Source organism: Sphingomonas albertensis, from assembly GCF_014358075.1.
GTDB classification, from domain to species: Bacteria; Pseudomonadota; Alphaproteobacteria; order Sphingomonadales; family Sphingomonadaceae; genus Sphingomonas; species Sphingomonas albertensis.
The window spans coordinates 42,857-57,778 of the sequence record NZ_JACONT010000019.1; the positions used below are offsets into that span (position 1 = coordinate 42,857).

Here is a 14,922-nt window from a genome sequence, read left to right on the forward strand (position 1 = left end):
AGCGAACACCGCTACATCCGCACGACCCGGTTTCCGATCCGCTCGGCCTCCTCGGGGTCGTGCGTGACCATCAGGATCGGCAGGCGCATGACGTCGCGGACATGCTCGATCGCCAGCATGATCTCTTCGCGGCGGGCGCGATCGAGCGACGACAATGGCTCGTCGAGCAGCAGGAAGCGCGGCCGGCTGAGCAGTGCACGGCCGATCGCTACCCGCTGCGCTTCGCCGCCCGACAGCGTACGGGGCCAGCGATCGAGCAGATGGCCGATGCCAAGAAAGCCGATAATCTCCTCGAACCGTTCCGCCTCGCCGCGAACGGCGTAGAGCAGGTTCGCGCGGACGCGCATGTGCGGAAACAGCCGCGCCTCCTGGAACACATAGCCCGCGCGACGGCGTTCGGGAGGAACGTCGATCCCGTCGCCGAACAGCGTCTCGCCGTCGATCGCGATCCGCCCGCGATCCGGTCGGAGCAGCCCGGCGACCATGTTCAGCACGCTCGACTTGCCCACCCCCGATGGACCGAACAGCACGGTCGCGCCCTCGCCCGCATCGAGCGTCAGCGATACCAGTGCATCGCCAAGCTGCTTCTCGATAGCGATCTCAAAGGACATGCAGCCCCCGTCCCGCGCGCCGCGTGAGCAGTTCCGACGCGATCAGAGCGATTAGCGACAAGCCAACGGAGACGCACGACAATCGCCAGACCAGCGCGTCCGCCCCCGGCTGTTGCAAGGCCGAGTAGATCGCCAGCGGCAAGGTCTGCGTCTCACCCGGCACGTTGGATACGAACGTGATCGTCGCGCCGAACTCGCCAATCGATCGCGCGAAGCCGAGCACCGCGCCCGCCAGCACGCCGGGAATGCTGAGCGGCAGCGTCAGCGTCCAGAATACGCGCCACGGCCCCGCCCCCAACGTCCGCGCGGCGTTCTCCAGCCGCCGGTCGACCGCCTCGATCGAGATCCGCATCGCCCGCACCATCAGCGGCAACGCCATCACCCCCGCCGCGATCGCCGCGCCGGTCCAGCGGAACAAGACGGTGATCCCGAACCAGTCCTGCAACCAGCCGCCGACCGGGCCGTTCGGCCCGAAGGCGAGCAGCAACAACCATCCGGTCACCACCGGCGGCACCACCAGCGGCAGATGGATCGCCGCATCGACGATCACTTTGCCGGGAAACCGGACGCGCGCGAGCAGCCAGGCCAGCGCGAAAGCGACCGGCAGGGTCACCAGCATCGCCACCCCGCCGACCTTCAGCGACAGCGCGACGATCTCCCATTCGGCCGCATCGAGCATCTAGCGCGCGGAGAATCCGTAGCGCACGAAGATCGCCTTGCCCGCGCGTGAGACTAGGAAGCGCCGGAACGCCTCGGCCTCGGGGTTGGTCGACGTCTTCAGCCGCGCGATCGGATAGGTGATCGCCGGGTGCGTGTTTTCGGGAAAAACGCCTGCGATCCGGACCTTGGCGGACGCTTTTGCATCGGTTGCGTAGACGATCCCGAGCGGCGCCGCGCCGCGCTCGATCAACGCCAGCGTCGCGCGAACGTTCTCCGCGCGGACCACTTTCGGCGAAACCTGTGCCCAGACGCCGAGCTTCTCCAGCGACGCCTGCCCGTATTTGCCCGCCGGCACCGCGGTATCCGCCATCGCGAGCGGCCCGGCGGTCAGCACGCGGACGAGCGCGGCGGGCGGGCGGACCGGGATGCGGACCGTGCTGCCCGCCGGCGCCGCGACGACGAGCCGGTTGCCGAGGAACGTCACGCGCGTCGAGGCAACGATCAGGTTCTTCTTCGCCAGTGCGTTCATCCAGTCCTCGTCGGCCGACACGAACAGGTCGGCAGGCGCGCCGGCCTCGACCTGTCGCGCCAGTGCCGACGATGCGGCGAACGAGATCGTCGGCTTCCCATGGCCCTGTTTGGCCCAAGCATCGGCCGCAGCGGTCAGCGACCCTTGCAACGAGGCCGCCGCCAGCACGAGCGGCGCGCGCCGCTGCGCCTGCGCCGTCATCGGCGCACCGATCAGCGAAGCGGCTAGAACCAGCCGCAGCGAATATTTCACCTGTGTGGACTCCTCGAACCCGTCACCACCGCTATAGGGCGTGGCGATCGCCCCGCGCTACCGCGAAACGGACGTACGATCCTGCCCTCGAACTCGTTCCGTCGTGCACGTAACGACGCTGCAACGGGCGACGCGCGCTACGCGTACGCCGAGGCCACCGACAGCGTCTTAGCATGGCCCTTCCCCACAGGGCCCGTGGACATTCAGTTTGCCCCGTCCAATCAGTTCGTTTCTTCGTCATGCCGGACTGGTTCCGGCATTCACCGTGCCGCAAAATCGATAGAATTTGGTTTGCGGAACCGTGGACCCCGGAACCAGTCCGGGGAGACGGAAAATTGGTCAAATCTTGCGAGCCAAGTTGAACGTCGATCCGGCCTAGTTCGCCGTCACGCGTCCCGTCCGCGCCAGCTTGCCCCAGCCGACCAGCGGCCCGCGCAACGCCTGCGCGATCGCCTTCAACACGACGTAATACATTACCTGGCGATAGCCGATCCGCTGCGGGATCAGCAGCCAGAGCAGCCGCCAGCGCTCCTTCCGCTCCAGCGCGAACGCGATAGTCGCGGCGAGTAGGTCGATCGCCGTGAAAATCAGCCAATAGGCAAGCATCGTATAGACGTCGTGGCTGGTCTGCTCCCAACCATGCGCCTGCACCGAAAGATAGGTCGAGGCGAAGCTGACCAGCAGCGCGAGATCGATGATCGGCGAGATCGACGCGAGCACGATCTGGAACACGATCGCCTGCGGCAAGCCGACCCAGCCGAGCCCGCGCGGATGCGAGCTGCCAATCGCCGAGCGATGCTTGTACAGGCATTGCAGTGTCCCGAACGCCCAGCGGAACCGCTGTTTGGCGAGCGCGCGCATCGTCTCGGGCGCCTCGGTCCAGGCGATCGCGAACTGGTCGTATTTCACAGCCCAGCCGTGTCGCTGGATCGCGATCGTCAGGTCCTGGTCCTCGGCGAGCGTATCGTCGGGATAGCCGCCGACGCTGCGGATCGCCTCCAGCCGCCATGCACCCACCGCACCCGGCACCACGGTCATCGCGTTCAACCGGGCGAGCGCACGCCGTTCGAGATTCTGCGCGGTGATGTATTCCAGCGCCTGCCACTTGGTGATCAGATTGACGCGGTTGCCAACCTTGGCATTGCCGGCGACCGCGCCGAGCTTCGGGTCGTCGAACCACCGGGCGAGGCGCGCGATGGTCATCGGCTCGAACTGCGTATCCGCATCGAGCGCGATCACGATCTCGCCGCGCGCGAGTTCGAGCCCGCGGTTGAGCGCGCGTGCCTTGCCGCCATTCTCCAGTGTCAGCAACCGGACGCGGTCGTCGCCCGAGAATGCTTCGGAAACGACGCGGCTGGTGCCGTCGCTGGAGCCGTCGTCGATCACGATCACCTCGATCGCGACGTCGGCGGAGGCGAGCACGCCCTGCACCGCGCGAACGATCACACGCTCCTCGTTGAACGCCGGGATCATCACGGTGACGAACCGCGACGGATCGATCGCCGGGAACACGGTCTTCAACTCGCGTCGCGCCTGGATCAGCGCGAGCGCGGAGAGAGCCAAGGCGCGCAAGATGCCGATCGTGATCGCGATGCCGAAGATCCAGCGGAGCGCGACGACGATCCCGCCGAGCGTGCTGAATAGCGCCAGATCGGCGACGGCGGCGACGCGGTCGCTCGACGAGATCACCGGCATCGCCGCATCGCGCGACAGGCCTGCGAGCGTCGAGACGGGCACGAAGCTGTAGCCCATCGCGCGCAACCGCCCGATGATGATCGGCAGCGCGGCGACGGTCTCGGCGCGGTTGCCGCCGGCGTCGTGGAGCAGGATGATGTTGCCGCTGCGCTCCGGATTGCCCGCTTCGACGCCGGCGATCGTCCGGTCGATGATCGCCTGCACGCCCGGCCGCTTCCAGTCGTCGGGATCGACGTGGAGGCCGACCGAGATATAGCCGCGCTGCTGCGCCTCGAGCGCGGGCAGGATTTCGTCCGCGGTGCTCGGCTCGGCATCGCCGAAATAGGGTGCGCGGAACAGCCGCAGCGAGCGTCCGGTGAACGCCTGGAACAAGCGCTGCGTCGCGTTGAGTTCGTACTTCACCTGCCGCGTCGACACGTTGGCGAGGTTGGGATGCGTATAGGTGTGGCTGCCGATCTCATGCCCCTCGGCGACCATCCGTTCGAGCAGCGACCGCTGCGTCAGCGCATTCTCGCCGATCACGAAGAACGTCGCCGGCGCATGCTCGTGCTTGAGGATGTCGAGGATCTGCGGCGTCCATTCGGGATCGGGACCATCGTCGAAGGTCAGCGCGAGCTGTTTCGGGCGATAACCGGTCCGCTCGACCACGTAAGGCGACGGCATCCGGGTGAAGTTGACGTCGGCGATCGTCCCGTCCTTGGCCGGCACCGCATCGCGAATGCCGGTGATGGGCTCGGCGGCGATCTTCAGGATTTCGCCATTGCCCTCGATATCGACATTGGTGCCCGCCGGCATGGCGTCGATCGAATCGGGCACCGGCAGTTTCCGATGATCGCGCCCCCAGATCGACCAGAGTCCCGGATCCTCGGAGCCGAGACGCCATAGCGCGACACTGCCCAGTCCTGCCTTTTGCAGGAAAGCGATCTGGTTGTAGGCCGACGCCGCATCGAGCAGCCAGACCTGATGCTGCACGCCGCCCTCGGAATAGGCGAAGCTGCTGTTGCCGCTAGCCTTGTCGAAGGTCGGCACCGTGCCGGAGTCCGCGGCGTTCTGCCAAGCTTCCTCGACGTCGAGCGCGTCGCCGTTGCCGCTCTCGGCCCCGGCATGCCAGTCGTAAGCGTAGGAGCCGATCGCCACGACCAGCTTCGACGGCGGGATGCCGCGCGCCGCATCGGCGACCATGCGGGCGAACCAGCGTTGCGAGGCGATCGGGCCCGGCGCGCCGCTCGTCTCGTGCTCGTCATAGGCCATTAGGAAGATCTTGTCGGTCACCTTGGCGTAGGCGGGCAGGCTCCAGTCGGGGTTGGCGACCGGCGCTGCGATCGCAACCACCCAGCCGCGCGGCGCGAAGCGGGCGCGGGTCTCGGCGAGGAACGCGCGGTAGTCGGACTGCGCCGACGCGGGAAGGTCTTCGAAATCATAGAACACGCCGCCGGCATGGTTCGCGCTGAGGAACGGTACGAGCTTGTCGAGGAACGCCGCGCGTGCCTTCGGATCGGCGAACAGCGCTGCGCTGCCGGCGCCGTCCCAATTTCCTTCGACCGCGTTCTGCACCATCGGCAGGATCACCGGGCGATGCACCGCCTTGTTGAGGATATCGCGCCCGGCCTGATCGCGGAACACGGTGATCTTGTGATCCTTGCCGGTAATCGAGACCCATCCGGGGATCAGCCAGTCGAGCTGCTCGACGTGCCGCGCGAGGCTGGCCGTGCTCGCCTCGTCCCACGGCACGTGGAAGGCGATGGCGAGCGACGGGTTGGCGCCGTTACCGACCCCGGGCTTGGCCGCGCTCGTCCCGAACAATTGCCGGGCGTAGTAGTTGATGTCGCGCCGGGTCTCGCGGAGGATCCCGCCACGCGGTGCGGGCAGCTTGTGGAGCGCGGGGTGCTCGGGCTCGATCGGCAGCAGCGGCGCGGTCGGCACCGCGCCGATCGACACCGCGAACACCGCGATCGACAGCAGCAGCAGGGCGATGAACGCCGCGACGCCAAAGGTGAACCGCCGACGCCGGCGGCCGCTTGCATCGTAGAAGACGGGATTGAGCGACATGGGAAGAGTATCAACCGGCGGAAGGAAAACGGCAAATTGCTATTTCAGGCCGCTACAGCGCGTGATACGCGGACGCTTCTGACAAATGCGTCACGCTGGCGTTAGGAATAGGCTGGACCGTACGGCAGCTAGTCGAACCGGGCAGGTCGAATATTGGCTCGAAGCGATCCTCCCCCGCAAGGGGGAGGTGTCGCCGAAGGTGACGGAGGGGGAGGACACGGAGCAGCGGTTGCCGCTTACCTCCCCCTCCGTCTGGCAAGTGCCAGCCACCTCCCCCTTGCGGGGGAGGATCGATGACACCCTACCCAATCAGCGGAACTTGCCGCTGAGCGATACGCCGATGATCCGCGGTTCGTTGAACACCGCCGCCATGTAGTTCTCGATCACGCCCTTGAGGTTCTTCTCACCCGTGATGTTGCGCGCGAATACCGCGAACTCATACGCATCGTCCGGCGCCGCGTAGCCGATCTTCAGGCCACCCTCGAAGTTGCCATTCGCGGTGAACTCCTTGGTCTTGTACAGCACGAACTGCGTATAGCCCTGGATGTTGAAGTCGCCCGCGATGAACGCGCGACCGCCATTGCCGAGCGGCTGGTCGTACCGCGCGGTGAGGTCGACGTTATACTCCGGCGCGTTCGGCAGCGGGTTGCCATCGATCTGCGCGAACGTGTTGGCGCCCACCTTGATCGTCGGATCCTCGACCGTGCAGACCACGACGCCGTTCAGGATGCAGACCTGCGCGTAGACGTTCTTGTCGCGGATCTTGCTGTGCAACAGGCTCAGCCCCGCGCCGAGCGTCAGGTTCGGCACCGGCTTCCAGTTCGCCTCGGCCTCCATGCCGTACGCGTCGGCCTTGTCGGCGTTGAACAACACGCCATTGCCGTTCACGTCGTTGCCGTTGAGTTGGATGTCCTTAACGCGGTAGGCGAAGACCGTCGCGTTCAGGCTCAGCGTATTGTTCAGCAGGCGGCTCTTCACGCCACCTTCCCACGACAGGATCGTCTCCGACTTGGCAGTCGTGAAGTCCGAATTGAACACCGCCGACCGGCCCTGGATCGTCGGCCCGCGGAAGCCTTCGGCGACGCGCGTGTAGAGGCTGACATCGGGGCTCGCCTGGTACAACAGGCTCGCATCCCAGCTCGGCTTGGTCGCCTTCAGCGTGACGTCGGTCCGACCGCGATACGTGACGACGCCTGCCGCCGTGTCCGCGGTCTTGAGAAGCTGCGTACGCTTCTTGTCCTCGGTGATGCGACCGCCGACGGTCAGCGTCAGCTTGTCGACCAGTTCATAGCTGACCTGCCCGAAGCCGGCCCAAGACGTGTTGACGTTGTGCAGCCGGACCCAGTTGTTGGGGTTGCGTGCCGTGCCCGTCAGGAAGAACCCGCGCTGGTAGAAGTCGGTGATGTCGCGCGTGTCGAAATACAGGCCGCCGACCTGCCAGTTGAAACGACCGCCGGGGGTGCCTGCAAGCCGGACTTCCTGCGACCATTGATCGAGATCGCGGATTTGGCCCTGCGACTGGCCGAAGCCGTTCGGCTGACCCCCGACCGGGAAGTTCGCGGCCGCACCGCCATCGGTATCGCCGCGGCTGAAGCCCGACGTCGTCTCGTACGCGGTGATCGAGGTCAGCGCGGCGGGGCCGAAGTCGTAGGTCGCACGGACCGAGCCGCCATAGGTATTGTAGCTCTGCGGGTTGTCGTTCGCTTCGTCGTACGAGACGACGTTGCGCGGCTCGGCCGACACGTCGTTCGAACCCTTCTTGAGCGCACCGCGGTGGAACAGCGTCGAGGTGCCGTCATACCAGCGCGCATGGCCCGACAGGTCCAGCGTGAAGCGCTCGCCGGGGGTCAGCGCAAGCTGGACGCGGACGTTGCGATCGTCGAAGCCGCCCATCGCGTCCTTGCGCGGCGTCGCGGTGTTATCGGCGCTGACGCCCGCGAACCGGTTGTCGACGTAATTCTCGCGGTGCTGGATCAGCGTCGAGAGGCGGATCGACAACAGGTCCTTGATCAGCGGGCCGCCGACGCCGGCGTCCAGGTTGACGCTGTTATACGAGCCGACCGAGGCGGAAGCGCGGCTCTCGAAATCGTTGCTCGGCTTGATCGTGTCGAACTTGATGATGCCGGCGGTGGTGTTGCGCCCGAACAGCGAGCCCTGCGGACCGCGCAGCACTTCGACCTGACGGACGTCATAGACCGGGTTCGACTTCAGCACGACATGCTCGAGGATCACGTCGTCCTGGATGATCGTGACCGGCTGCGATGCGCCGAGGTAGAAATCGATGTTGCCGAGCCCGCGGATGTAGAAGCGCGGGAAGATGCGGCCGGTCGTCGATTCGACGTAGAGACCGGGGACACGACCCGACAGCGCGAGCAACGTGTCGTCGCCGCCCGAGGTGTAGGTGCGCAGCGCATCGCCCGACGCGACGCCGACCGACAGCGGCACCTTCTGGAGGTTTTCCGAACGACGCTCGGCGGTGACGACGATGTCGCCGAGACCTTCCTCGGGAGCAGCCTGCGTCTGGACGGGCGCAGCGTCCTGCGCGAACGCCGCCGAACCACACAGCACGGGACCCAACGCGACGCCGAGCATCAGCGCCGACTTAACGACCGAAATCTTCAAAGTTTTTATTCCCCAATCGTGCGCCGCCGTCCCTGACGACCGGCCGCACATCCCAATACGAAACGCCGCTACGCACCATCGACCGTCCTTCCCGGACGGCCCGACGACGCCTCGCGACGCTCACTCCCCGAGCCGGCGGTTAGGCGGGGATTGTGTTGGTATGATGACAGTTGGTGGCGGAGGTTACGGGTAATCCCGACGCGCATGCACGACGTTGACGATCTCGACCGTGTCCAAGACGATGCGATAGATCAGAAGATAGTTGGGATGGATGACAGCCTCGCGCGTGCCGTCGGCCCTGCCCGGCCGGTACATGAACGGATGATCGACGAGACGCTGCGCGCATGCCTCGATCAACGTAGCAAGGCGCAGTGCTGCGCCCATATTTCGATCGGCGACGTAACCTAGAATCGTGGAGGCATCCTCAATCGCTTCAGGGCGCCAGATAAGCTTCAGCGATCTCCGCCTGATCGACCGGCAGAGCCCAAAACCAATCTTATCGCGGCAACGGCATCTGCGTGCGCAATCGACGGACGAGGATCAGCCAACGACCGCGCAACCTTTTCGCGCAGCCAGCGATCATAGACTTCCGCTGAGATCGAGGAATCGGACTCGAGAGGTTTTGGTGAGACTTGCGCCATTAGACGAGCCTACGCCTATGGCTACCGAATGCAACGGAGTCGCGTCGCGGCAAAGCCGCGTCGTCGGACGACACGACCGAGTACAAGCTCGGTCGGTCGCCGTCCGGCTTGGCGCTAGCCTCGGCTAAGCTGCTACGCGCTTAGCCTCGGGCGCCTACGCGTCGTCGCCCATCCTGAGCGCGGCAATAAACGCCTCCTGCGGGATGCTGACCGAGCCATATTCGCGCATCTTCAGCTTGCCCTTCTTCTGTTTCTCCAGAAGCTTCTTCTTGCGGCTCGCATCGCCGCCATAGCATTTCGCGGTCACGTCCTTGCGCATCGCGCTGATCGTCTCGCGCGCGATCACCTTGCCGCCGATCGCCGCCTGGATCGGGATCTTGAACAGGTGACGCGGGATCAGTTCCTTAAGCCGCTCGACCATGCCGCGACCGCGGACTTCGGCGGTCCCGCGGTGGACGATCATGCTGAGCGCGTCGACCGCCTCCTCGTTGACCAGGATGCCCATCTTAACGAGGTCGCCCTCGCGGTAGCCGATCTGGTGATAATCGAAGCTGGCATAGCCCTTCGACATCGATTTCAGGCGGTCGTAGAAATCGAACACGACCTCGTTGAGCGGGAGTTCGTAGGTCGCCTGGGCGCGACCGCCCACATAGGTGAGGTTCTTCTGGATGCCGCGGCGGTCCTGGCAGAGCTTGAGGACGCTGCCGAGATACTCGTCGGGGACGTAGATCGTCGCCTCGATCCACGGTTCGCTGATCGTCGCGATCTTGTTCGGCTCGGGCATATCGGCGGGGTTGTGCAGCTCGATATGCGTCGTGCCGGACGGATCGGGGTGGGTCAGCTCGATCTCATACACGACGGAAGGCGCGGTGGTGATCAGGTCCAGATCATATTCGCGCGTCAGCCGCTCCTGGATGATCTCCAGATGCAGCAACCCCAGGAACCCACAGCGGAAGCCGAAGCCCAGCGCCGCCGACGTCTCCATCTCGAACGAGAAGCTCGCATCGTTCAACCGCAACTTCGAGATGCTCTCGCGCAGCTTCTCGAACTCGGCGGCGTCGACCGGGAACATCCCGCAGAACACGACCGGCTGGACTTCCTTGAAGCCCGCGAGGGCCTCCAATGCAGGGCGCTTCGCGTCGGTGATGGTATCGCCGACGCGGGTCTGCGCGACCTCTTTGATCTGCGCGGTGATGAAGCCCATCTCGCCGGTGCCGAGCTCGGTCAGCTGCTCGATCTTCGGCCGGAAACAGCCGACCCGGTCGACCAGATGCATCGTGCCGGTCTGCATGAACTTGATCTGCTGGCCCTTCTTCAGGACGCCGTCGATCACGCGCACCAGGATGACGACGCCGAGATACGGGTCGTACCAGCTGTCGACCAGCATCGCCTTCAGCGGCGCCTCCGGGTCGCCGCTGGGCGGCGGGATCTTGGTGACGATCGCCTCGAGGATCTCGACGATGCCGATCCCCGACTTCGCCGACGCGAGCACCGCCTCGGACGCGTCGATTCCGATCACGTCCTCGATCTCCTTGCGCACCTTTTCGGGCTCGGCGGCGGGAAGATCGATCTTGTTGATGACCGGAACGATCTCGTGGTCGTGCTCGATCGACTGGTACACGTTCGCCAAGGTTTGAGCCTCGACGCCCTGCGCCGCATCGACCACCAGCAGCGCGCCTTCGCATGCGGCGAGGCTGCGGCTGACTTCATAGGCGAAGTCGACGTGACCCGGCGTATCCATCAGGTTGAGGACGTAATCGAGGCCGTCCTTCGCGTGATAGGCGAGGCGCACGGTCTGCGCCTTGATCGTGATCCCGCGTTCCTTCTCAATTTCCATGTTGTCGAGCACCTGCTCGGACATTTCGCGCGCGGTCAGGCCGCCAGTTTCCTGGATCAGCCGGTCGGCGAGCGTCGACTTGCCATGGTCGATATGGGCGATGATGGAGAAATTGCGGATGCGGTCGAGCGGAGTCATGCCGCGCTCCTAGCAGTGCCGCCCCGCCCGCGATAGATCGCGGACGCAGCAGATATTTGTCTTGCCCGGACTCGCAGTCGCGGCTAGGGCGCTCACCGGCAATGTTGTCGGGGCGTGGCGCAGTCTGGTAGCGCACTGGTCTCGGGGTCCAGGGGTCGTAGGTTCGAATCCTATCGCCCCGACCATTGCCGATTTTCCTGGGGCGGACGCCCTATCCCCGATATCGAACGTCATGCAAGCTGTTTTACACGGCGTGACGGCGGCTGGTCATCAGGGATAGGAGCGATTCGGTGATCGAGGTCAATTTCGACGGGATTATCGGGCCGACGCACAATTATGCGGGCCTTTCGATCGGCAATCTCGCTTCGGCGAACAACGCCGGCAACGTTTCCGCACCGCGTCTTGCCGCACTCCAGGGCATTGCCAAGATGCGCCGGGCGATGGCGCTCGGGCTGCGCCAAGGCGTTTTTCTCCCGCATGTCCGCCCCAATATCGACTGGCTCAGGACGCTGGGGTTCGTCGGTGCAGATGCCGAAGTCCTCGCCTCGGCATGGGCCGCGGACCGCGCGCTCGTCGCCAACGCGATGTCCGCCTCGGCGATGTGGACCGCGAACGCCGGCACGGTGTCGCCGGGAAGCGATACCGCGGACGGCCTGTGCCACATCTCGACCGCGAACCTGTCGACGATGCCGCACCGCGCGAGCGAAGCCGCGCAGACCGAACGCCAGCTGCGCCTCGCCTTCGCCGATCCGCGCTTCTTCCGCGTCCATCCCCCCGTCCCGGCGGCCTTCGGCGACGAAGGGGCGGCGAACTTCATGCGCCTCGCCTCGCCGGCCGGGCACGGCGCGGTCGAGATGTTCGTCTATGGCGAGGGCAATGCAGGCGGCTTCCCCTCACGCCAGCGCCGGGCCGCCAGCGAAGCCGTCGCGCGTCGCCACGGCCTCGATCCCGCGCGCACGCTCACGGTACGCCAGAGCGACGCGGCGATCGCAGCCGGCGCGTTCCACAACGACGTGGTCGCGGTCGCCAACGGCCATGTCCTGTTCGCGCACGAGCACGCCTTCGCCGATCCCGCCGCACTCCGCTCGGCGTTGCGCACGCTCCTGCCCGACGCCGTCGTGATCGAAGTCCCCGCGGACCGGGTCGACCTGGACACCGCGATCCGCACATACCTGTTCAATTCGCAGCTGGTGACGCTACCGGACGGTGACATGGCACTTATCCTGCCCGCCGAAGCCCGCGATAATGATGCGGTCTGGACGTGGCTCGGCGACCTCGTCGCGAGCGGCGGTCCGATCCGGCGGCTGGAGGTCGTCGACGTCCGCGAATCGATGCGTAACGGCGGAGGTCCCGCCTGCCTGAGACTGCGGGTGCAAGTCGGCCCCGAGGCGCTCGCCGCGATCGATCCCCGCTTCCTGCTCGACGAGGCAGCCTGCGCGCGGATCGAGGCGGTGATCGCGCGCACATGGCCCGAGGCGATCGCGCCCGACGATCTCGGCGATCCGCGGCTGTGGGAGCGTTGCACCACAGCGCGCGCGGCGCTGGTCGCGGCGCTGGGTTTCAGTCCGGGCGAGATCTGACCCGAACGGATGCGCAGCGCGCTTCGCGTCCGGCCGTCAGCGGCGGACGTCGAGCCCGCCTGCCAGATACGCATCGATATCGGCTTGGCGGAACAGGCTCGCATCGCCGGGCAGCGAGTGCTTGAGGGCGGCGAGCGCCAGGCCGATGCGCGCGACGTCGCCGAGGTCCTTGCCCGAGCGCAGCCCGTGGAGCACGCCCGCCGCGAACGCGTCACCGCCGCCGATCCGGTCGACGATCCCGGCGAGCACGACCTCGTCGGTCTGGACATGCGTCGCGCGCGTATCGATCCGCGCGGACAGCCGGTGGAGATCGACATGCTCGACGTGCCGCGCGGTCGAGGCGATCGTCTGCAACCGCGGAAACGCCGCGAACGCCGCCTCGGCCGCCTCGCGCCGCCGATCCTCCGCATCCCCCGAAAAGTCGCGGCCGAGCAGCAGCGCGATGTCGCGGTGGTTGCCGAACATCAGATCGGCGTGCGCGACGATTTGTGTGAGAATCGCCTGTGGGTCCGAATCCCACCGCTCCCACAATTTGCCGCGCCAATTGCCGTCGAACGACACCGGGATACCGCGGTCCGTGGCGGCGCGGACGGCAGCGAGCGCGCTATCCGCCGGGACCGGACCGAGCGCTGGCGTGATGCCCGAGAGATGGAAGCGGTCGACGCCGGCGAGCAGCGTATCCCAGTCCCACGCGTCGACCGGCGCCTCGGCGAACGAAGACCAGGCGCGGTCGTAGATGACTTCCGTCGCACGCAAACCGGCGCCCGACGTGACGAAGTACAGTCCCATCCGTTCCCCGCCGAGCGAGGTCGCTGCCATGTCGACGCCGTGTCCCCGCAATGTCGTGATCGCCGCGCGACCGAGATCATTGTCAGGCACCATCGTTGCCATGCCGACGTCGTGACCGAGCCGGGCAAGCTGCGTGACGACGTTCGCCTCGGCGCCGGCGACCCACACGTCGAGCCTCGGCGTCTGCAACAGCAACTCGCGCCCCGGTGGCGACAGCCGCAGCATGATTTCGCCGAACGCCAGAAACTTAGCCATATCGTCCCTTCATCTGATCCTCCCCGGCATGGGGAAAGGGGCCGCCCAGGGCGGGGATTGAGGGGCGTGCCACGACGGATACGCTTGCGAAAGCCCCTCTATCGTCCGCCCAAGGCCGCGACCTTCCGTGCCCATGACGATTTTGCGGTGTCAGCCGCCATCGCCGCCCCAATGATACAACCATGGACGTAGTTCGTCGCTGCGTACGACTGAAAGGGCGCTAATGCGCGGGGCGGGGTCATGTGAAGGATTCGCGTAAATTCGTGGGCGCGCGATGAGGGAAAAGCGCCCCGCTTGTCCGTGTGACTGAAACCGGCGGGGCGCTAAAGGTACGCGTTACTGTGGCGATGCCTCTGCGGCCGGTCTGCACTGTCCAAGGTAAATTTGGTGTTAACGAGGCACCCCGCCCGTCCGTGCGACACTCTCGTATCCGGGCGGGGCGCCGAGGATGCTGCAACTGTCGAGCCGCGCATCGCTGATCACAAGCTAGCAGGTGATCGCCCTGAGAAAAGCACCACCCATCACGCCAGCGGCTCGGTTGGTCCGATATTGGCCGGTAGTTCGATATTCCCGAGCGACGCGACCCGAACGCGGCGTTTCGCTATAGGCCGGCGCATGGCACCCATCCTTTACAGCTTCCGTCGCTGCCCTTATGCGATGCGGGCGCGGCTTGCGATCGTAGCGAACGGCCGATCGGTCGAATTGCGCGAGATCGTCCTGCGCGCCAAGCCGGCGGCGATGCTCCAGGTTTCGCCCAAGGGGACGGTGCCGGTGCTGGTGATGCCGGACGGCTCGGTGATCGACGAGAGCCTCGATATCATGCGCTGGGCCGGAGCGGACACGGACGACGGGTGGCCGACCGATGCCGACGCGGCGCTGATCGCGACCAATGACGGCGCCTTCAAACACCATCTCGACCGGTACAAATATGCCGATTGCCACGGCGTCGATCCGGTCGAGCACCGCGACGCCGCGACGGTCTTGCTGGGTGCGCTGGACGAGCGGTTGCGCGATACCGGCAGTCTGGGGGAGCATCCGCGCGCCGGTCGGCAGTCGATGACCGATCTCGCGATCATGCCGTTCGTACGACAGTTTGCGCAAACCGACCGGACCTATTTCGACGGGCTGCCGTTCGAACGCCTCCACGCCTGGCTGGCGATGCATCTGGCATCCGCGCTGTTTGCCCGGATCATGATACGCCCGGTGCCCTGGCAGCCGGACGATCCCCCGATCCTGTTTCCGGCGACCGACACGGAGTAAGGGA

General features: G+C 66.0%; 11 protein-coding genes and 1 tRNA gene. 3 read left to right on the forward strand and 9 right to left on the reverse strand.

Annotation, left to right across the window (positions count from 1 at the left end):
• Positions 1-11 precede the first annotated feature (11 nt).
• The 8 genes from H8S47_RS10200 to lepA form a co-directional block, all read right to left on the reverse strand.
• Positions 12-611, reverse strand: a complete 600-nt coding sequence (locus tag H8S47_RS10200; protein WP_187503763.1) for an ATP-binding cassette domain-containing protein — start codon at positions 609-611, stop codon at positions 12-14.
• Entirely contained in the window at positions 601-1,290 is a 690-nt protein-coding gene (modB, locus tag H8S47_RS10205; protein WP_187503764.1) for a molybdate ABC transporter permease subunit, read from the reverse strand. Before modB ends, H8S47_RS10200 begins: the two co-directional genes overlap by 11 nt.
• Positions 1,291-2,001 (reverse strand): molybdate ABC transporter substrate-binding protein, encoded by a 711-nt coding sequence (gene modA / locus H8S47_RS10210; RefSeq protein WP_187503790.1) that lies wholly within the window; start codon positions 1,999-2,001, stop codon positions 1,291-1,293.
• A 426-nt stretch (positions 2,002-2,427) separates the two neighbouring features.
• Positions 2,428-5,796, reverse strand: a complete 3,369-nt coding sequence (locus H8S47_RS10215; protein WP_187503765.1) for a polysaccharide deacetylase family protein — start codon at positions 5,794-5,796, stop codon at positions 2,428-2,430.
• Between the two features lie 309 nt (positions 5,797-6,105).
• Entirely contained in the window at positions 6,106-8,388 is a 2,283-nt protein-coding gene (locus H8S47_RS10220) for a TonB-dependent receptor (RefSeq protein ID WP_398457699.1), read from the reverse strand.
• A gap of 213 nt (positions 8,389-8,601) precedes the next feature.
• Complete coding sequence (locus tag H8S47_RS10225; protein WP_328805490.1) at positions 8,602-8,913, reverse strand: type II toxin-antitoxin system RelE/ParE family toxin; 312 nt, start codon at positions 8,911-8,913, stop codon at positions 8,602-8,604.
• Positions 8,871-9,059 (reverse strand): antitoxin PaaA2 family protein, encoded by a 189-nt coding sequence (locus tag H8S47_RS19225; RefSeq protein WP_368077271.1) that lies wholly within the window; start codon positions 9,057-9,059, stop codon positions 8,871-8,873. The genes H8S47_RS10225 and H8S47_RS19225 overlap by 43 nt, the downstream gene beginning before the upstream one ends.
• 154 nt (positions 9,060-9,213) lie before the next feature.
• Positions 9,214-11,034, reverse strand: a complete 1,821-nt coding sequence (gene lepA, locus H8S47_RS10230) for a translation elongation factor 4 (protein WP_187503767.1) — start codon at positions 11,032-11,034, stop codon at positions 9,214-9,216.
• Positions 11,035-11,142: 108 nt separating this feature from the next.
• Here lepA and H8S47_RS10235 point away from each other — a divergent pair.
• Together H8S47_RS10235 and H8S47_RS10240 are read left to right on the forward strand one after the other, a co-directional pair.
• Positions 11,143-11,219: transfer RNA gene (locus H8S47_RS10235), tRNA-Pro, on the forward strand.
• A 105-nt stretch (positions 11,220-11,324) separates the two neighbouring features.
• Positions 11,325-12,614, forward strand: a complete 1,290-nt coding sequence (locus H8S47_RS10240) for an N-succinylarginine dihydrolase (protein ID WP_187503768.1) — start codon at positions 11,325-11,327, stop codon at positions 12,612-12,614.
• A 36-nt stretch (positions 12,615-12,650) separates the two neighbouring features.
• Here H8S47_RS10240 and H8S47_RS10245 read toward each other — a convergent pair whose 3' ends face one another.
• On the reverse strand, positions 12,651-13,658 hold the full coding sequence (locus H8S47_RS10245; RefSeq protein WP_187503769.1) for a sugar kinase: 1,008 nt from the start codon (positions 13,656-13,658) through the stop codon (positions 12,651-12,653).
• 615 nt (positions 13,659-14,273) lie between these two features.
• Between H8S47_RS10245 and H8S47_RS10250 the strand changes: the two genes are divergently transcribed.
• The gene (locus tag H8S47_RS10250; RefSeq protein ID WP_187503770.1) at positions 14,274-14,918 is read left to right on the forward strand and encodes a glutathione S-transferase; all 645 of its coding nucleotides are present in this window, start codon (positions 14,274-14,276) and stop codon (positions 14,916-14,918) included.
• Positions 14,919-14,922: the final 4 nt, after the last annotated feature.